This window comes from Pseudomonas sp. 2VD (assembly GCF_005503585.1).
In the GTDB taxonomy this organism is placed as follows: Bacteria; Pseudomonadota; Gammaproteobacteria; order Pseudomonadales; family Pseudomonadaceae; genus Pseudomonas; species Pseudomonas aeruginosa.
In genome coordinates this window covers 1-18,690 of the sequence record NZ_SCND01000082.1, presented here as the reverse complement: position 1 = coordinate 18,690, position 18,690 = coordinate 1, and the positions used below count along the sequence as shown (strand labels likewise).

Sequence of the window (18,690 nt, the reverse complement as noted above, 5' to 3'; positions counted from 1 at the left end):
GTCCAGCAAGACCGCCTGCAGATCCGCGCCGAGCACGGTCTCCACCGCCAGCTCCCAACCCGGCTCGACACGCAAGCCTTCGGCGAGGCGCGGACGTTGTTCCAGGCCCTGCTCGCGCAACCACTCCCAGGCGCCCTGTCCGGGATCGAGAGCGGCCTGCTGCAGGGCCTCCAGCGAAGCGATGCGCCCGTTCAGGCGCTGCAACTCGCCCTGCGCCTGGTGCTGTTCGGCGGCCAGCTGCTGCAATTCCTGGCGCAATTGTTCGAGTCGCTCGGCTTGGCCCTGCTCCTGCAATTGCAGTTCTTCCAGGGCCAGTTCGGCGATCGCCACCTGTTCGTTGAGTTCGAGGATCGCCGCGTCCTCGGGGTCGGCCGCCAACTGGCCACGCTCCTCCTGCAGGCGCCGCTCGCGATCCTGCAGGCGCTCCAGGCTCTGCTCCAGGTGCTGGATGCGCGACTGCTGCACCTCGGCCTGGCGGCGGGGTTCGGCGCTCTGCTGGTTGAAGGCATCCCACTGCTGCTGCCAGGCCTGCATGCCCTGCTCGGCCTGTTCCAGGGCGATGCCCGCTTCTTCCGCGGCGGCCGCGCTGAATTCCTGTTCCGGTGCGAGCATGGCCATTTCCTCGGCCAGGGTCGCGAGCAAGGTACGGTCGTGCCCGAGGTGCGATTCGGTTTCCTGGCGGGTCCGTTCGGCTTCGCGCAAGTCGTCCTGCAACTGGCGCTGGCGCTGCTGGCCATGCTGGATGCTCTGCTCGACCCGGGCGATGTCGCCGCCGACCGAATAGAAGCGCGCCTGCACCTGGTTGAAGCGTTCGGACAACTCGTGATGGCCGTCGCGCAGCCGTTCGATGCCGGCATCGGCACCACGCTGCTCGGCCACCAGGGCCTCGAAGGCGATCTCCTGGTCGCCGATGACCCGCTCGCGCTGACCGACCTGCTCGTTCAGGTCGCGCCAGCGCACGGCACCCAGCTGGGCCTTGAGCTGGCGCTCCTCGGCCTTGTGTTCCTGGTATTTTTCCGCCGACTGGGCCTGCCGGTGCAGGCGTTCCAGTTGCCGCCCCAGCTCTTCGCGCAGGTCGGTGAGGCGTGCCAGGTTTTCCTGGGTCCGACGGATGCGGCTTTCGGTTTCGCGGCGGCGCTCCTTGTACTTGGAAATGCCCGCGGCTTCCTCGATGAAGTTGCGCAGGTCTTCCGGACGCGCCTCGATCAGCTTGGAGATCATGCCCTGTTCGATGATCGAGTAGCTGCGCGGCCCCAGGCCGGTGCCGAGGAAGATGTCGGTGATGTCGCGCCGCCGGCACTTGGTGCCGTTGAGGAAATAGGTGTTCTGCCCGTCCCGCGAGACCCGTCGGCGAATGGATATCTCGGCGTACTGGGCGTATTCGCCCACCAGGGTGGTCTCGGCGTTGTCGAAGATCAGCTCGATGCTCGCCTGGCTCACCGGCTTGCGGGTATTCGAGCCGTTGAAGATGACATCGGTCATCGACTCGCCGCGCAGGTTCTTCGCCGAGCTTTCGCCCATCACCCAGCGCACCGCGTCGATGATGTTCGACTTGCCGCAGCCGTTCGGCCCTACCACTGCCGCCATGTTGCTGGGGAAGTTCACCGTGGTCGGATCGACGAAGGACTTGAACCCCGCCAGCTTGATGCTCTTCAGGCGCATGCGTGCGCTCCCGCCAGGGTCGCCATCAGCGTTCGGCGAGCGCGGCCAGCACCAGCTGGCAGTTGTGGCGGCCGTATTCCAGCAGGACCTCGCGGATCCTCGCCTCGTCACGGGCGATCACCGCTTGCAGGAGCTGGGCGAAACTGCCGAGGAACTGGTTCATTTCCGCCTTGCGCCGCTCCAGCGCCAGGTGGTAGGCACGACTCACCGCTGGCAGCAGGTTTTCGACGGTCTCCTGCAGGTAGGGATTGTTCGCGAAAGGAAAGGCCGCGCGCATGATGTCGAAACTGGCCTCGACGAAGCCGTCGATATCGCTTTGCGCCAGGTTGTTCAGCAGGCGCTGCTGGATGGCCAGGAACGGTGCCAGCTCGGCTTCGCTGCGCCAGCGCCGGGCGACGCTTTCCGCCAGCAGGATGTAGAGCTGCACGATCAGCGCGTAGAGGCTTTCCACATGTTGCGGGGACAGTTCGGACACCTGGGCGCCGCGGCGCGGCAGGATGTTCACCAGGTGGCGGCGTTCGAGAATCAGCAGCGCCTCGCGGACCGAGCCGCGACTGACGTTGAGGGTCTGGGTGACCTTCTGCTCCTGGATACGTTCCCGTTCCTTGAGTTCTCCCCGGATGATGCGTTCCGCGAGGTGGTGGGCGATCTGCTCTGCCAGGCTGTCCGGGGCCTTGAACGTCATGGTGATCCTTTTATCCAGGGGCGCGTTTTCCGGGGGTATATGGATGGGAAGTGTAACACAGGGCGTTACCCCGTCGGCTTCCCGGCGAAGCGGCGGACAGAACGAAGGTTGGGATGGGGCAGGCCGGCCAAGGGAGGACAATTGTCAGACAATCTAACAAGATAAATACGAGGACTTCCCATGTTTGCCTCGCTTTCCTCTGCTTGGATGCTGCGTCTGAAAAAGTACGGCTACTGGATCTGGCTGATCGCGGTGCTCGGCATTCCGCTCAGCTACTGGTGGTCGCTCGGTAGTGACTATCCCAACGCCTGGCCCTGGCTGGTGATCAGCGTGGTGTTCGGGCTGATCCCGATCCTCGATGCCATCGTCGGCCGCGATCCGGCCAACCCCGAGGAAGCCAGCGAAGTGCCGGAGATGGAAGCACAGGGCTACTACCGCGTACTGTCCCTGGCCACCGTCCCGCTGTTGCTGGGCATGCTCGTCTGGTCCGGCTGGATCCTCGCCCACGAGACCCGCTGGGACTGGGTCGGCCAACTGGGCTGGATCCTGTCGGTGGGCACCGTGATGGGCGCCATCGGCATCACCGTCTCCCACGAACTGATCCACAAGGACCCGCAACTGGAACAGAACGCCGGCGGCCTGCTGCTGGCGGCGGTGTGCTATGCCGGCTTCAAGGTCGAACACGTGCGCGGCCACCATGTACACGTCTCGACCCCGGAAGATGCCTCGTCCTCGCGCTACGGCCAGAGCCTCTACTCGTTCCTCCCGCACGCCTACAAGCACAACTTCCTCAACGCCTGGCGCCTGGAGGCCGAGCGCCTGAAGCGCAAGGGCCTGCCGGCCCTGCACTGGCGCAACGAGCTGATCTGGTGGTACGCCATCAGCGCCCTCTTCCTGCTCGGCTTCAGCCTGGCCTTCGGCTGGCTGGGAGCGATCTTCTTCCTCGGCCAGTCGGTGATGGCCTTCACCCTGCTGGAGATCGTCAACTACGTCGAGCACTACGGCCTGCATCGGCGGCGTCTGGACAACGGCCGCTACGAACGCACCACGCCGGAACACTCGTGGAACAGCAATTTCCTCCTGACCAACCTGTTCCTTTTCCACCTGCAGCGCCATTCCGACCACCATGCCTACGCCAAGCGCCGCTACCAGGTGCTGCGCCACTACGACAGCAGCCCGCAACTGCCCAACGGCTACGCCGGGATGATCGTCCTCGCCCTGTTCCCGCCGCTCTGGCGCGCGGTGATGGACCCGAAGGTGCGCGCCTACTATGCCGGCGAGGAATACCAGCTTACCGACACCCAGCGCATCTGAGCGTCCCGCCCCTGGGAAACGGCACCTTCGGGTGCCGTTTTCGTTTATGGGGAAACTGACTGACCTACAGGTCAAAAAATTATTTGACTCAAAAGTCAGTTTTTTCTAGATTCGCCTCCATAGCTCCTACCGTGGAGCCCTGTGCGGAAACCGCCCCACTCCGGCCGGTTCTCCTGCAAGGCCTAGAATTCAATAACAAGAACCCGCCTGGAGGCACGCCTTGATCAGGTTCCTGCTCAACCGGGAGATCCGCGTCGAAGAACGCCTGGACCCCAACCTCACCGTCCTCGACTACCTGCGCCGGCACCTCGGCAAGACCGGCACCAAGGAAGGCTGCGCCTCCGGCGATTGCGGCGCCTGCACCGTGGTGGTCGGCGAACTGGTCACCGGCGAGGATGGTGCCGAACGCATCCGCTATCGCAGCCTGAACTCCTGCCTGACCTTCGTTTCCGCCCTTCACGGCAAGCAATTGATCACCGTCGAGGACCTCAAGCACCAGGACCGTCTGCACGACGTGCAGCAGGCGATGGTCGACTGCCATGGCTCGCAGTGCGGGTTCTGCACGCCGGGCTTCGTCATGTCGCTGTTCGCCCTGCAGAAGAACAGCGCCGGCGCCGATCCGGCCAAGGCCCACGAGGCGCTCGCCGGCAACCTCTGCCGCTGCACCGGCTACCGGCCGATCCTCGACGCCGCCGAGCAGGCCTGCTGCCACAAGCGCGCAGACCAGTTCGACGCCCGGGAAGCCGCCACCATCGAGCAATTGCGCGCCATCGCTCCGCGCGAAACCGCCGAGCTGAACAGCGGTGACCGGCGCTGCCTGCTGCCGCTCACCGTCGCCGACCTGGCCGACCTCTACGGCGCCAATCCGCAGGCACGCCTGCTGGCCGGCGGCACCGACCTGGCGCTGGAGGTCACCCAGTTCCATCGCGAACTGCCGGTGATGATCTATGTCGGCCACATCCGCGAAATGAAACGCATCGAAGTGGGCGTCAACTGCCTGGAAATCGGCGCCGCCACCCCGCTGACCGACTGCTACCAGGCGCTGGCCGCGGACTACCCGGACTTCGGCGAATTGCTGCAGCGTTTCGCGTCCCTGCAGATCCGCAACCAGGGCACCCTCGGCGGCAATATCGGCAACGCCTCGCCGATCGGCGACGCCCCGCCGCTGCTGATCGCCCTCGGCGCGAAGATCGTCCTGCGCCGCGGCGAACGGCGCCGCGAGCTGCCGCTGGAGGAGTACTTCCTCGACTACAAGGTCACCGCCCGCGAAGAAGGCGAGTTCATCGAGAAGATCCTCGTCCCGCGTGCCCGGCCCAGCCAGGCGTTCAAGGCCTACAAGGTCTCCAAGCGCATCGACGACGATATTTCCGCGGTCTGCGCCGCCATCAGCCTCGACCTGGAAGATGGCCGGATCGCCCGCGCCAGGGTCGCCTTCGGCGGCATGGCGGCGATTCCCAAGCGCGCCGCCGCCTGCGAAGCGGCGCTGCAAGGCGCGCGCCTGGAAGCCGCCAGCTTCGAACGCGCCGCCGCCGCCCTGGCGAACGACTTCACCCCGCTCAGCGACTTCCGCGCGAGCAAGGAATATCGCCTGCTGACCGCGCAGAACCTGCTGCGCAAATGCTTCCTGGAGCTGCACGCTCCCGCCGTCGAAACCCGGGTGACCGCCTATGTCTAACCATCGCAAGCCGCACAAGAGCCAGGAAGAGCTGGCCGACCTGTTCCGCGCCGAGCTGACCACCGGAGTCGGCCGCAGCGTCAAGCACGAAAGCGCCCCCAAGCACGTCAGCGGCGAGGCGATCTACATCGACGATCGCCTGGAGTTTCCCAACCAGTTGCACGTCTATGCGCGCCTGAGCGAGCGCGCCCACGCCCGCATCACCCGCCTCGACGTGACGCCCTGCTACCAGTTCCCCGGCGTCGCCATCGCCCTCACCGCCGCCGACGTTCCCGGCCAGCTGGACATCGGCCCGGTGGTGGCCGGCGACCCGCTGCTGGCCGATGGCAAGGTGGAGTATGTCGGACAGATGGTCCTGGCGGTCGCCGCCGACAGCCTGGAAACCGCGCGCAAGGCGGCCATGGCGGCGATCGTCGAGTACGAAGACCTGGAACCGGTGCTCGACGTGGTCGAGGCCCTGCGCAAGCGCCATTTCGTCCTCGACAGCCACCAGCACCGCATCGGCGATTCCGCCGCCGCGCTGGCCGGCGCGCCGCATCGCCTGCAAGGCACGCTGCACATCGGCGGCCAGGAGCATTTCTACCTGGAGACGCAGATTTCCTCGGTAATGCCCAGCGAAGACGGCGGCATGATCGTCTATTGCTCGACGCAGAACCCCACCGAAGTGCAGAAGCTGGTGGCCGAGGTCCTCGGGGTTTCCTTCAACCGCATCGTCATCGACATGCGCCGCATGGGCGGCGGCTTCGGCGGCAAGGAAACCCAGGCCGCGGCGCCGGCCTGCCTGTGCGCGGTGGTCGCCTACCACACCGGGCGTCCGGCGAAGATGCGCCTGCCGCGCATGGAGGACATGCAGATCACCGGCAAGCGTCACCCGTTCTACGTCGAATACGACGTCGGCTTCGACGACGATGGCCGCCTGCACGGCATCCAGATCGACCTGGCCGGCAATTGCGGCTATTCGCCGGACCTCTCCGGCTCGATCGTCGACCGCGCCATGTTCCACTCGGACAACGCCTACTTCCTCGGCAACGCCACCATCAACGGCCACCGTTGCAAGACCAACACCGCCTCGAACACCGCCTACCGCGGTTTCGGCGGGCCCCAGGGAATGGTCGCCATCGAGGAGATCATGGACGCCGTGGCCCGCAGCCTCGGCAAGGATCCGCTGGAGGTGCGCAAGCTCAACTACTACGGCAAGGACGAGCGCAACGTCACCCATTACCACCAGACCGTCGAGCACAACCTGCTGGCGGAGATGACCGCCGAGCTGGAAGCGAGCAGCGAGTACGCCCGCCGCCGCGAGGAAATCCGTGCCTTCAATGCCGCCAGCCCGGTCCTGAAGAAAGGCCTGGCGCTGACCCCGGTGAAGTTCGGCATTTCGTTCACCGCGACCTTCCTCAACCAGGCAGGTGCGCTGATCCACATCTATACCGACGGCAGCATCCACCTGAACCATGGCGGCACCGAAATGGGCCAGGGCCTCAACACCAAGGTCGCCCAGGTGGTCGCCGAGGTCTTCCAGGTCGACGTGGAGCGCATCCAGATCACCGCCACCAATACCGACAAGGTGCCCAACACCTCGCCCACCGCCGCCTCCTCGGGCACCGACCTGAACGGCAAGGCCGCGCAGAATGCCGCCGAAACCATCAAGCGGCGCCTGGTGGAGTTCGCCGCGCGGCACTGGAAGGTCAGCGAGGAAGACGTCGAGTTCCGCAACAACCAGGTGCGTATCCGCGAGCTGATCCTGCCGTTCGAGGAACTGGTCCAGCAGGCCTACTTCGGCCAGGTCTCGTTGTCCAGCACCGGCTTCTACCGCACGCCGAAGATCTTCTACGACCGCGAGCAGGCCCGTGGCCGGCCCTTCTATTATTTTGCCTACGGCGCCGCCTGCTCGGAGGTGATAGTCGATACCCTCACCGGCGAATACCGCATGCTGCGCACCGACATCCTGCATGACGTCGGCGACTCGCTGAACCCGGCCATCGACATCGGCCAGGTTGAAGGCGGCTTCGTCCAGGGCATGGGCTGGCTGACCATGGAGGAACTGGTCTGGAACGCCAAGGGCAAGCTGATGACCAGCGGCCCGGCCAGCTACAAGATTCCCGCCGTCGCCGACATGCCGCTGGACCTGCGGGTGAAACTGCTGGAGAACCGCAAGAATCCGGAGCAGACCGTGTTCCATTCCAAGGCCGTGGGCGAGCCGCCGTTCATGCTCGGCATCTCGGTCTGGTGCGCGATCAAGGACGCCGTGGCCAGCCTCGCCGACTACCGCGCGCAACCCGCCATCGACGCGCCGGCGACGCCCGAGCGGGTGCTCTGGGGCGTGGAACAGATGCGCCGGCTGAAGGCCGCCCAGGCGCAAGCGGCGGACGCCGCGGTCGAACCGGCCTGAACCGCCGCGATCGTGAGGATGACGAGATGAACTGGATCAGCGCCCTGGCCGAGTTGCAGCGTAGCGGCGAACCTTGCGTCCTGGTGACCATCATCGAGGAGCGCGGCTCGACCCCGCGCAACGCCGGCTCGAAGATGGTGGTCAGCGCCGAGCAGCTCTACGACACCATCGGCGGCGGCCACCTGGAATACAGGGCCCAGGCCATTGCCCGGGAAATGCTCGCCGCGCGGACCCAGGACACCCGCCTGGAGCGCTTCAGCCTGGGCGCCAGTCTCGGCCAGTGCTGCGGCGGCGCCACGGTGCTGCTGTTCGAGCCGATGGGCCAGCCGCAGGCACACATCGCCGTGTTCGGCGCGGGCCACGTCGGTCGCGCCCTGGTACCCTTGCTCGCCAGCCTGCCCTGCCGGGTGCGCTGGATCGATTCGCGGGAACACGAATTTCCCGCGCTCCTGCCCGACGGCGTGGAAAAAGTGGTGAACGACGAAGTGCTCGACGAGGTCGAGCGGATGCCGCCCGGCAGCCACTTCATCGTCATGACCCACAATCACCCGCTGGACCTGGAGCTTACCGCGGCGATCCTGGCGCGCAACGACTTCGCCTACTTCGGCCTGATCGGCTCGAAGACCAAGCGCGTTAAGTTCGAGCACCGCCTGCGCGAACGTGGCGTCGACGCCGAACGCCTGCAACGGATGCGCTGCCCGATGGGCCTGGAGCAGGTGAAAGGCAAGCTGCCGGCGGAGATCGCCATCTCCATCGCCGGCGAGGTGATCGCCACCTACAACGCCGCCTTCGGCCTGGAACGCAAGCAGGGGCCGTCGAGCGTCACCCGGCTGACCCCGGAGTCGCGCCGCGCCCACGAATCCTGAGCGGCCCCCCGCTCCCCCGCGTCCGCCGCCAGGCGGCGGACCTCCCACGAACCTTTTTTCGAGACTGCCATGACCCGCAACGCCAAAGCCTACCGCGCCGCCATCCTGCACAGCATCGCCGACCCCGCGGAGGTCGGCGTCGAACGCTCCTACGAATACTTCGAGGACGGCCTGTTGCTGGTGGAGGACGGCAAGGTCGCTCGCCTCGGTGACGCCGAAACCCTGCTCGGCGAGATCGGCGAGGTCGAGGTCTTCGAGTACCGCGACGCGCTGATCACCCCCGGCTTCATCGATACCCACATCCATTTCCCGCAGACCGGGATGATCGCCTCCTACGGCGAACAACTGCTGGACTGGCTGAACACCTATACCTTCCCCACCGAGCGCCAATTCGGTGACCAGGCCCATGCCGACCAGGTCGCCGAAATCTTCCTGCAGGAACTGCTGCGCAACGGCACCACCACCGCGCTGGTCTTCGGCAGCGTGCACCGGCAATCGGTGGAATCGCTGTTCGAGGCCGCCCGGCGCCTGGACCTGCGCCTGATCGCCGGCAAGGTGATGATGGACCGCAACGCGCCGGACTACCTGACCGACACCGCCGAGAGCAGCTACCGCGACAGCAAGGCGCTGATCGAGCGCTGGCACGGCCAGGGCCGTCTGCTCTACGCGGTGACCCCGCGCTTCGCCCCGACCAGCACCGCGGAACAGCTGGACATGGCGGCGCGGCTGCTGCGCGAGCATCCCGGCGTATACCTGCACACCCACCTGTCGGAGAACCTCAAGGAAATCGAGTGGGTGAAGGAGCTGTTCCCCGAGCGCAGCGGCTACCTGGACGTCTACGACCACCACGGCCTGCTCGGGCCGCGCTCGGTGTTCGCCCATGGCGTGCACCTGTGCGACGGCGAATGCCAGCGCCTGGCGGAGACTGGCTCGGCAGTGGCGTTCTGCCCGACCTCCAACCTGTTCCTCGGCAGCGGTCTGTTCGACCTGCCGAAGCTGGAGCGCTACAAGGTCAAGGTCGGCCTCGGCACCGATGTCGGCGCCGGCACCAGCTTCTCCCAGTTGCAGTCCCTGAACGAGGCGTACAAGGTCATGCAGTTGCAGGGCGCCCGCCTCGATCCGTTCAAGTCGCTCTACCTCGCCACCCTCGGCGGCGCCCGTGCGCTGGAGCTGGACGACCGGATCGGCAGCTTCGCCACCGGCAACGAGGCGGACTTCGTGGTCCTCGACTACCACGCCACCCCGCTGCTCTCCTACCGCCTGAGCCAGGCCGGCAGCCTGGCCGAACGGCTGTTCGCGCTGACCATCCTCGGCGACGACCGCACGGTGAAGGAAACCTTCGCCGCCGGTCGCTCGGTGCATCGCCGCGACTGACTCCCGGCGGAAACGAAAAAGCCCCGCATCGCGGGGCTTTTTCATGCTTCGGATCAGGCCGCCGAGTCGCTGTCGGCCTTGGCCCGGCGTGGCTTCTTCTTGCCGCCGAGGAGGTGCGAGAACACCGCGTGCAGGTCGCCGGAAGCGTTGTCGCTCTCCAGGTTGAGCTTGCTGTCGATATGCTCCATGTGGTGCATCATCAGGGTCACTGCGCGCTCCTTGTCGCCCTTCTCGATGGCGTCGAGGATCTCGTTGTGCTCGTCGAACGAGCAGTGCGAGCGACCGCCGCTTTCGTACTGGGCGATGATCAGCGAGGTCTGCGACACCAGGCTGCGCTGGAAACTCACCAGAGGAGCGTTGCGCGCCATCTCGGCGAGCTTCAGGTGGAACTCGCCGGACAGGCGGATGCCGGCGCCCCGGTCGCCACGGGCGAAGCTGGATTGTTCCTGCACCACCATCTCGCGCAACTCGGCCAGGCGCTCGGCGGTGGCGTTGTCGGTGGCCAGTTCGGTGATGGCGCGCTCGACGGTGCGGCGGGCGAAAAGGATCTGCCGGGCCTCGTCGATGCTCGGGCTGGCGACCACCGCGCCGCGGTTCGGCCGTAACAGCACCACCTGCTCGTGGGCCAGGCGCGAGAGGGCGCGGCGAATGATGGTGCGGCTGACGCCGAATATCTCGCCGAGCGCTTCCTCGCTCAGCTTGGTGCCGGGGGCCAGGCGTTGTTCGAGGATGGCGTCGAAGATGTGGGCGTAGACGATCTCGTCCTGGGTACCGCTGCGGGCAGCCTTGCCGGTGCGCGGCGGCTTCCTGATGTGTTGCAACTGATCGGTCATCGGTCTCGAACCTTGTGCGTCCGGCTTGTGGCCTGGGCTGATCCTCGCTCACGGGCGTGGGTGAGGCACGCCGGCGGCTGATAGCGAAATAGTGTACACAAGCAGCGGCATCCGGCGCACCACCCCTTTCCGCCCCTCGTTCCGAGCGCGCGGCACCGCCCGGAAGGACGCGTGACGGAAAGCTGATAAAAATGTGGCGAAACACCCTCAAACATTCTTTGACCTTTTTGTATACAAAGGCATAATCGCTCGCACGAGTTCTTGACCCAAAGGTCAGAAAATCGTGCCCTCACATCACCTTCGAGCCGCGTCAGGGACCTGGTAACCAACCGGCCCGCAGGACCTAACAACAAGAGCGATGAGGAGTACCTGCTGTGGAAAGCACCAAACAAGAAGAACAAGGGATCTACGCTGCGACACCGCCCGCCACCGGCCTGCTCGAACGCCTGTTCAAGCTCCGCCAGCATGGTACGACGGTCAGGACCGAGCTGGCGGCCGGGCTGACCACCTTCATCACCATGGCCTACATCATCTTCGTCAATCCCAACATCATGGCCGACGCCGGCATCGACCACGGCGCGGCGTTCGTCGCCACGTGCCTGGCGGCCGCCCTCGGCTGCTTCCTGATGGGCTTGTACGCCAACTGGCCGGTGGGCCTGGCGCCGGGAATGGGGCTGAACGCCTTCTTCACCTACACCGTGGTCGGCACCATGGGCTACAGCTGGCAGATCGCCCTCGGCGCGGTGTTCATCTCCGGGGTGATGTTCATGCTGCTGACCTTCTCCCGGGTCCGCGAATGGCTGCTCAACAGCATCCCCCGCAGCCTCAGGTTCGCCATGGGCGCGGGTGTCGGCCTGTTCCTCGGCCTGATCGGCCTGAAGACCGCCGGCATCGTGGTGGCCAGCCCGGCGACCCTGATCAAGCTCGGCCACCTCACCTCGCCCGGCCCGCTGCTGGCGGCACTGTGCTTCCTGATGATCGCCGTGCTCGAGTACCGCCGGGTGTTCGGCGGCATCCTCATCAGCATCCTCAGCGTCACCCTGGTCGGCTGGGCCCTCGGCCTGGTGCAGTACGGCGGGGTGTTCTCGGCGCCGCCGAGCCTGGCGCCGACCTTCCTGGCGATGGACATCGCCGGCGCGTTCAACGTCACCATGATCAGCGTGATCCTGGCCTTCCTCTTCGTGCACATGTTCGATACCGCCGGCACTCTCATGGGCGTCGCCCAGCGCGCGCACCTGGTGAAGGAGGACGGACGTATCGAGAACCTGTCGAAGGCGATGAAGGCCGACAGCGCCTCCAGCGTGTTCGGCGGCATGCTCGGTGTCCCGCCGGTGACCAGTTACGTGGAGAGCGCCGCGGGCGTGGCCGCCGGCGGACGTACCGGGCTCACCGCGGTGGTGGTTGGCGTGCTGTTCGTCGCCGCGATGTTCTTCGCCCCGCTGGCCGGGATGATCCCCGCCTTCGCCACCGCCGGCGCGCTGATCTACGTGGCCATGCTGATGATGGGCGGGATGGCGCACATCGACTGGGACGAGCACACCGAGACCATCCCGGCGATCGTCACGGTGATCATGATGCCGCTGACCTTCTCGGTGGCCGACGGCATCGCCCTGGGCTTCATCACCTACGTCGCGATGAAGGTCCTCACCGGCAAGCACCGCGAAGTCTCGGCCAGCCTCTATGCCTTGTTCGTGATCTTCGTCGCCAAGTTCATCTTCCTCTGACCCGCCCGGGTGGCGGATGGCCGCACGCGGCTATCCGCCTCGTACCTGTCGTTGCCCCGCAGGGCTCGCGACGCACAGCCTCATCCGTCGCCCATTCACACCTTGCGCCGCATCGTCCTGCCCCCCCCCGCAGATGGCGGATAACCGGCAACCCTCGGCGCCTTCCCCGCGAACGAAAAAAGGCCCGCTCGACGGCGGGCCAGGGAAAAGGACTCAGGGAGTCAATGTTTCGTGGCACGCACCTAGCTGCCGCGATAGGTCGAATAGCTGTAGGGCGAGATCAGCAGCGGCACATGGTAGTGATCGTCGGCGGAGGCGATGCCGAAACGCAGCACCACCTGGTCGAGGAATGCCGGCTCCGGCAATTGCACGCCGCGGGCGCGATAGTAGTCGCCGGCGTTGAACACCAGTTGATAGACCCCGGGACGGAAGTCCTCGCCTTGCAGCACCGGCTGGTCGCAGCGGCCGTCGTGGTTGGTCAGGGTGGTGGCGATCAGTTCCAGTTGCTGGCCTTCTACCCGGTACAGCTCGATCTTGATGCCATGGCCGGGGCAGCCATGTGCGGAATCCAGTACATGCGTGGTCAAACGTCCCATGGGTTGCGGGCGCCCGCTGGCGGACACCACTCCTCCTCTTGCCTTCGTTCGATGGGGATCGCTCCGGGACCTGCCCGGCGCCGCTCGCTTGCAGCCCGCCAGGGAGCCGCTTGCGAAGCAATATAAGTTATCTTTCGATGAATTGTATACAAAAAACACCGCCGCAACCGAAAATGCGGCAGCCACCCAGAAAACGGGCATTCCTTCCACAAGCCCCACCCTGCAGGGCCTCATTCTTCGCTAACTGACCAATCGGGCAGGTTTTTTGCTGGATGAATGGCAGGGATCGGCAAGCAGGATTGTATTTACAGACCGCAGGCAAACTTGTATACAATAAATCCATCACGGCATCCCCGGCCCGTCCGGCCCGCCGCCCCATCCACAATAAGGAACACTGCTGTGAGCGCTGACTACCCACGCGACCTGATCGGATACGGCAACAACCCTCCCCACCCTCACTGGCCCGGCGATGCGCGCATCGCCCTGTCCTTCGTGCTCAATTACGAAGAAGGTGGCGAGCGCTGCGTCCTGCATGGCGACAAGGAGTCCGAGGCGTTCCTTTCCGAAATGGTGGCTGCCCAGCCCTTGCAGGGCGTGCGCCACATGAGCATGGAATCGCTCTACGAATACGGCAGCCGCGCCGGGGTCTGGCGCCTGCTCAAGCTGTTCAAGCGACGCAACGTGCCGCTCACCGTGTTCGCCGTGGCCATGGCGGCGCAGCGCAACCCTGAGGTGATCAGGGCGATGGTCGCCGACGGCCACGAAATCTGCAGCCACGGCTACCGCTGGATCGACTACCAGTACATGGACGAGGCCCAGGAGCGCGAGCACATGCTCGAAGCCATCCGCATCCTCACCGAACTCACCGGCCAGCGCCCGGTGGGCTGGTACACCGGACGCACCGGCCCGAACACCCGGCGCCTGGTGATGGAGGAAGGCGGCTTCCTCTATGACTCCGACACCTACGACGACGACCTGCCCTACTGGGACCCGGCCAGCACCGCGGAGAAACCGCACCTGGTGATTCCCTATACCCTGGACACCAACGACATGCGCTTCACCCAGGTGCAGGGCTTCAACAATGGCGAGCAGTTCTTCCAGTACCTGAAGGACGCCTTCGACGTGCTCTACGAAGAAGGCGCGACGGCGCCGAAGATGCTCTCCATCGGCCTGCATTGCCGGTTGATCGGTCGCCCGGCGCGGATGGCCGCCCTGGAGCGCTTCATCCAGTACGCGCAGAGCCACGACAAGGTCTGGTTCGCCCGCCGCGAAGACATCGCCCGCCATTGGCACCGTGAGCATCCTTTCCAGGAGACCGAGGCATGAGCCGTTTCCAGACCCTGACCCCCGCCTCGCTGTCCCGCGAGGCCTTCATCGAAGCCTTCGCCGACATCTACGAACACTCCCCCTGGGTCGCCGAGAAGGCCTATGACCTGGGTATCGACGACAGCCTCAACGATATCGAGGGCCTGCACCAGCGCATGGCCGACATTCTCCTGTCGGCAAGCCGCGAGGCCCAGCTGGCGCTGATCAACGCCCACCCGGACCTCGCCGGCAAGGCGGCGATCCGTGGCGAACTGACCGCCTCCAGCACCTCCGAGCAGGCCGGCGCCGGGATTCACGAATGCAGCGCCGAGGAGTTCGCCCGCTTCACCGAACTCAACGACACCTACAAGGCCAGGTTCGGCTTCCCCTTCATCAAGGCGGTGAAGGGCAGCAACCGCCATCAGATCCTGGCGGCCTTCGAGGAACGCATCCAGCACTCCGCCGACGAGGAGTTCGCTACCGCGCTGGCCGAGATCAACAAGATCGCCCTGTTCCGCCTGCAGCAGCTCTGAGGCCTGCGGAGACGAGCATGAACGCCGAGCACGCGCCCTTCCGCCACTACCTCGACCTCGCTGACGCACGCCTGGGCAGCCAGGTGGTCGCCGTCAGCGACGAATGGTTCGCCCCGGCCAGCCGCATGCTGCAGGCCGGCGAACCGGTGTGGAAGGAAGGCGTATTCGACGACAGCGGCAAGTGGATGGACGGCTGGGAAACCCGCCGCAAGCGCTTCGAGGGCCATGACCAGGCGGTGATCCGCCTGGGTGTGCCGGGCGTGCTGAAGGGCGTCGACATCGACACCCGCTTCTTCACCGGCAACCATCCGCCGGCGGCTTCCCTGGATGGCTGCTTCTGCACCGAAGGCGACCCGGACGACAGCACGTCCTGGAGCGAAGTGCTGCCGGCGGTGGGGCTGCAGGGCGATAGCCATCACTACCACCCGATAGACGACGAACGTCCCTGGACCCACCTGCGTCTGAACATCTACCCGGACGGCGGTATCGCCCGCCTGCGCCTCTATGGCGTGCCCTACCGCGACTGGAGCAGCCTGCCGCCGGGAACGGCGCTCGACCTGGCCGCAGCGGTCAACGGCGGCCGGGCGCTGGCCTGTTCCGACCAGCATTTCGGACGCATGGGCAACCTGCTCAACCCCGGACGTGCCATCAACATGGGCGACGGCTGGGAAACCGGCCGCCGCCGCACGCCGGGCCACGACTGGGTGATCGTCGCCCTCGGCCATCCCGGCAGCATCGAGGCGGCGGTCGTCGATACCTTGCACTTCAAGGGCAACTATCCGGAAAGCTGCAGCATTCAGGCCGCCTTCGTGGAAGGCGGAAACGAGGCCCGGATCGAGGCACAGAGCCTCTTCTGGCGCGAGCTGCTGCCAGCGCAGAAGCTGGAAATGCACCAGGAACATCGGTTCGAGCGGCACCTCAACGCCCTCGGCCCGATCACCCATGTACGCCTGAACATCTTTCCCGACGGCGGCGTCAGCCGCCTGCGCCTGTTCGGCAGGCCACAATTACCGTAAGACCCGGGCCCCGCGTGCGTCCGGAATACAACAAACAGAATCGACAGGATCAGTATGCGCACTCTCAAGATCGAGCCGTTGACCAAGGAAGCCTTCGCCCCGTTCGGTGACGTGATCGAAACCGCCGGCAGCGACTATTTCATGATCAACAACGGCTCCACCCGCCGTTATCACAAGCTGGCCACGGTCGAGACCGCGCAGCCGGAAGATAACGCGATCATCAGCATCTTCAGCGCCGAGAAGCTGGAAATGCCGTTGCGCATCCGCATGCTGGAACGCCATCCGCTGGGCAGCCAGGCCTTCATCCCGCTGCTCGGCAACCCCTTTCTGGTCGTGGTCGCGCCACTTGGCGATGTACCTGTACCGGGCCTCGTCCGCGCCTTCCTGACCAACGGAAGGCAGGGCGTCAATTACCACCGCGGCGTCTGGCACCATCCGGTGCTGACGATCGAAAAGCGGGATGACTTCCTGGTGGTCGATCGCAGCGGTTCCGGGAACAACTGCGACGAGCATTTCTTCACCGAGGACGAACAGCTCCTCCTCGACCCCCAATCAAACCAATAAGAGAGGTCCTGCCGCCGGTCCGCCGGCCAGGGCAAGAGGTACAAGACTGTGGAAGCACATCTCATCGAATGGCTGAACCTGCTGGTGCGCTGGATTCACATGATCGTCGGGATCGCGTGGATCGGCGCTTCGTTCTATTTCGTCTGGCTGGAGAACAACCTCAACCGCAGCAACCCGCGTGAAGGCCTGTCCGGAGACCTCTGGGCAATCCACGGTGGCGGCATCTACCACCTGGAGAAGTACAAGCTGGCTCCGCCGAAAATGCCGGAGAACCTGCACTGGTTCAAATGGGAGGCCTACTCCACCTGGATGTCCGGGGTGGTGTTGCTGACCATCGTGTTCTACCTGAACCCGACCCTCTACCTGATCGCCCCCGGCAGCGACCTGGCGCCGGCGGCGGCCATCGCCATCGGTATCGGTTCGCTGGTCTGCGGCTGGTTCGTCTACACCATCCTCTGCGATTCGGCGCTGGGCAAGACCCCTGCCCTGCTCGGCCTGGTCCTGTTCGTCCTGCTGGTCGCCGCCGCCTACGGCCTGACCCAGGTGTTCAGCGGCCGCGGCGCCTACCTGCACGTCGGCGCGATCATCGGCACCATCATGGTCGGCAACGTGTTCAGGGTGATCATGCCGGCCCAGCGCGCGCTGGTGAAAGCCATCGAAGAAAACCGCGAGCCCGATCCGGTGCTGCCGGCCAAGGGCCTGCTGCGCTCCCGGCACAACAACTACTTCACCCTGCCGGTGCTGTTCATCATGATCAGCAACCACTTCCCGAGCACCTACGGCAGCCAGTACAACTGGCTGATCCTGGCCGCCATCGCGGTGCTCGCGGTACTGGTACGCCACTACTTCAACACCCGCCACGAAAGCAACCGCTTCGCCTGGGCACTGCCCGCCGGCGCGCTGGGCATGATCGCCCTGGCCTTCGTCACCACGCCGAACTACCAGCAGGCTTCCGCACCGCTGGCCAGCACCCCGGCGGCGGCACCGGCACAACCGGCGACCGGCGGCGACGCACCAGCCGCGCCTGCCGCGACCCAGGCGTCCAATGCCGGGGCCGCGAGCGGAGCCGACTTCGACAAGGTCCATCACGTGATCCAGGAGCGCTGCACCGTCTGCCACTCGGCGAAACCGACCAGCCAGCTGTTCAGCACCGCGCCAGGCGGGATCATGCTCGACACCCCGCAGCAGATCCAGCAACTGGCACCGAAGATCCAGGCCCAGGCCGTGGCCTCGCAGATCATGCCGCTGGGCAACATCACGCAGATGACCCAGGAAGAACGCAACCTGATCGGCAGCTGGATCGCCAAGGGCGCACAGATCAACTGAGCCTTGGCCGAAAGGCGAAGAACCGCACCTCCGGTTCCCCGCAGCAGAACAACCCTGCTGGCCCTACCCCAAAAGCCCTCTCCATAGAGGGCTTTTGGCCATAACTGGCCATATCTTTCAGCCCCCCAACCTCTCCGATAACTCACTTTCCTTCACCCAGGGCCGCTGGAACGAAACCGTGCGGCGCTCCACCATTGAAAGCGACCAACCAACCGTCGCTGTCCGCAGGTACGTATCGTCTCGTATTTGCCCAGCAAACTTCGCTCGGGTGATCTGTGTGGCCGGCGGACCGGTGCTGCGTCGTGTGATAGTGCGCGCCCCATCTTCGGCTGCCTTGCCAATGAAGAACTGTGCAACTTTTTGGTTGATAACGTTGTGGATAGAACGCTAGGGAACAAATACCCAAAGGGCTCCGAGAGAGTGCGCAACTTTTTGCAAGCGGTGCGCAAAAAGTTGCGCAATTTTCAGTGTTCTTCCCATGAGAATCGCCAGCGAGTTTTTGGCTTCCCCCAATAACGCCTTGATGGAAAAGAGTTTCAAGACTAGTGGCACGGTTCTTGTCTAGCACCGATGTCCCCGGCATATCGCCTGGGCACTTTCAACGACAAGGAACGTATCCATGGCAACCCCCGCCTATATGTCCATCACCGGCACCAAGCAGGGCCTGATCACCGCCGGCGCCTTCACCGAGGACTCGGTCGGCAACACCTATCAGGAAGGCCACGAGGACCAGGTGATGGTCCAGGGCTTCAACCACGAAGTGATCATCCCGCGCGACCCGCAGTCCGGCCAGCCGACCGGCCAGCGCGTGCACAAGCCGGTGGT

16 protein-coding genes are annotated in these 18,690 nt (G+C 65.3%); 12 read left to right on the top strand and 4 right to left on the bottom strand.

Annotated elements, in window-relative coordinates:
- Nucleotides 1-1,662, bottom strand: a 1,662-nt coding sequence (gene smc / locus FFS27_RS11945) for a chromosome segregation protein SMC (protein WP_137952022.1), incomplete at its 3' end; no start/stop codon positions are given.
- 25 nt (nt 1,663-1,687) lie between these two features.
- Nucleotides 1,688-2,347 carry a GntR family transcriptional regulator gene (locus FFS27_RS11940; protein WP_003087224.1) on the bottom strand — a complete coding sequence of 220 codons (660 nt, stop codon included), beginning with the start codon at nt 2,345-2,347 and terminating at the stop codon, nt 1,688-1,690.
- Between the two features lie 180 nt (nt 2,348-2,527).
- Here FFS27_RS11940 and alkB2 point away from each other — a divergent pair, with 180 nt between their 5' ends.
- From alkB2 to guaD, 5 genes are all read left to right on the top strand, one after another.
- On the top strand, nt 2,528-3,661 hold the full coding sequence (alkB2, locus tag FFS27_RS11935) for an alkane 1-monooxygenase AlkB2 (protein ID WP_003083349.1): 1,134 nt from the start codon (nt 2,528-2,530) through the stop codon (nt 3,659-3,661).
- A gap of 220 nt (nt 3,662-3,881) precedes the next feature.
- A complete protein-coding gene (xdhA, locus tag FFS27_RS11930; RefSeq protein ID WP_003087219.1) occupies nt 3,882-5,336 on the top strand; it encodes a xanthine dehydrogenase small subunit in 1,455 nt (484 codons plus the stop codon).
- Nucleotides 5,329-7,728 carry a xanthine dehydrogenase molybdopterin binding subunit gene (gene xdhB, locus FFS27_RS11925; protein ID WP_003117773.1) on the top strand — a complete coding sequence of 800 codons (2,400 nt, stop codon included), beginning with the start codon at nt 5,329-5,331 and terminating at the stop codon, nt 7,726-7,728. The genes xdhA and xdhB overlap by 8 nt, the downstream gene beginning before the upstream one ends.
- Before the next feature lie 26 nt (nt 7,729-7,754).
- A complete protein-coding gene (xdhC, locus tag FFS27_RS11920; RefSeq protein WP_021264551.1) occupies nt 7,755-8,594 on the top strand; it encodes a xanthine dehydrogenase accessory protein XdhC in 840 nt (279 codons plus the stop codon).
- A gap of 69 nt (nt 8,595-8,663) precedes the next feature.
- Nucleotides 8,664-9,968 carry a guanine deaminase gene (gene guaD / locus FFS27_RS11915; RefSeq protein ID WP_003083342.1) on the top strand — a complete coding sequence of 435 codons (1,305 nt, stop codon included), beginning with the start codon at nt 8,664-8,666 and terminating at the stop codon, nt 9,966-9,968.
- A 53-nt stretch (nt 9,969-10,021) separates the two neighbouring features.
- On the opposite strand, the gene FFS27_RS11910 is transcribed toward guaD, so the two are convergent.
- Entirely contained in the window at nt 10,022-10,801 is a 780-nt protein-coding gene (locus tag FFS27_RS11910; protein WP_003083340.1) for a GntR family transcriptional regulator, read from the bottom strand.
- Nucleotides 10,802-11,175: 374 nt separating this feature from the next.
- Here FFS27_RS11910 and FFS27_RS11900 point away from each other — a divergent pair, with 374 nt between their 5' ends.
- On the top strand, nt 11,176-12,525 hold the full coding sequence (locus FFS27_RS11900; RefSeq protein ID WP_003087209.1) for an NCS2 family permease: 1,350 nt from the start codon (nt 11,176-11,178) through the stop codon (nt 12,523-12,525).
- Nucleotides 12,526-12,767: 242 nt separating this feature from the next.
- Here FFS27_RS11900 and uraH read toward each other — a convergent pair whose 3' ends face one another.
- On the bottom strand, nt 12,768-13,148 hold the full coding sequence (gene uraH, locus FFS27_RS11895) for a hydroxyisourate hydrolase (protein ID WP_003087207.1): 381 nt from the start codon (nt 13,146-13,148) through the stop codon (nt 12,768-12,770).
- Nucleotides 13,149-13,520: 372 nt separating this feature from the next.
- On the opposite strand from uraH, the gene puuE reads away from it, so the two are divergent.
- From puuE to tssD, 6 genes are all read left to right on the top strand, one after another.
- Nucleotides 13,521-14,447, top strand: a complete 927-nt coding sequence (gene puuE / locus FFS27_RS11890; RefSeq protein WP_003083336.1) for an allantoinase PuuE — start codon at nt 13,521-13,523, stop codon at nt 14,445-14,447.
- Nucleotides 14,444-14,959: a 2-oxo-4-hydroxy-4-carboxy-5-ureidoimidazoline decarboxylase gene (uraD, locus tag FFS27_RS11885; protein ID WP_009314757.1), complete on the top strand. Its 516-nt coding sequence runs from the start codon at nt 14,444-14,446 to the stop codon at nt 14,957-14,959. Before puuE ends, uraD begins: the two co-directional genes overlap by 4 nt.
- Nucleotides 14,960-14,976: 17 nt before the next feature.
- A complete protein-coding gene (gene alc, locus FFS27_RS11880) occupies nt 14,977-15,975 on the top strand; it encodes an allantoicase (protein WP_003087203.1) in 999 nt (332 codons plus the stop codon).
- A 54-nt stretch (nt 15,976-16,029) separates the two neighbouring features.
- On the top strand, nt 16,030-16,539 hold the full coding sequence (locus FFS27_RS11875; protein WP_003083329.1) for an ureidoglycolate lyase: 510 nt from the start codon (nt 16,030-16,032) through the stop codon (nt 16,537-16,539).
- A 48-nt stretch (nt 16,540-16,587) separates the two neighbouring features.
- Complete coding sequence (locus FFS27_RS11870; protein WP_003083321.1) at nt 16,588-17,865, top strand: urate hydroxylase PuuD; 1,278 nt, start codon at nt 16,588-16,590, stop codon at nt 17,863-17,865.
- A gap of 619 nt (nt 17,866-18,484) precedes the next feature.
- A partial coding sequence (gene tssD, locus FFS27_RS11865) for a type VI secretion system tube protein TssD (protein WP_124075275.1) occupies nt 18,485-18,690 on the top strand: 206 nt, incomplete at its 3' end.

What these genes read in the sequence shown, in the direction of transcription:
- FFS27_RS11940 (WP_003087224.1), bottom strand. Translation starts at nt 2,347, where the DNA reads ATGACGTTCAAGGCCCCGGACAGCCTGGCAGAGCAGATCGCCCACCAC.
- alkB2 (WP_003083349.1), top strand. Translation starts at nt 2,528, where the DNA reads ATGTTTGCCTCGCTTTCCTCTGCTTGGATGCTGCGTCTGAAAAAGTAC.
- xdhB (WP_003117773.1), top strand. Translation starts at nt 5,329, where the DNA reads ATGTCTAACCATCGCAAGCCGCACAAGAGCCAGGAAGAGCTGGCCGAC.
- xdhC (WP_021264551.1), top strand. Translation starts at nt 7,755, where the DNA reads ATGAACTGGATCAGCGCCCTGGCCGAGTTGCAGCGTAGCGGCGAACCT.
- guaD (WP_003083342.1), top strand. Translation starts at nt 8,664, where the DNA reads ATGACCCGCAACGCCAAAGCCTACCGCGCCGCCATCCTGCACAGCATC.
- FFS27_RS11910 (WP_003083340.1), bottom strand. Translation starts at nt 10,801, where the DNA reads ATGACCGATCAGTTGCAACACATCAGGAAGCCGCCGCGCACCGGCAAG.
- uraD (WP_009314757.1), top strand. Translation starts at nt 14,444, where the DNA reads ATGAGCCGTTTCCAGACCCTGACCCCCGCCTCGCTGTCCCGCGAGGCC.
- alc (WP_003087203.1), top strand. Translation starts at nt 14,977, where the DNA reads ATGAACGCCGAGCACGCGCCCTTCCGCCACTACCTCGACCTCGCTGAC.
- FFS27_RS11875 (WP_003083329.1), top strand. Translation starts at nt 16,030, where the DNA reads ATGCGCACTCTCAAGATCGAGCCGTTGACCAAGGAAGCCTTCGCCCCG.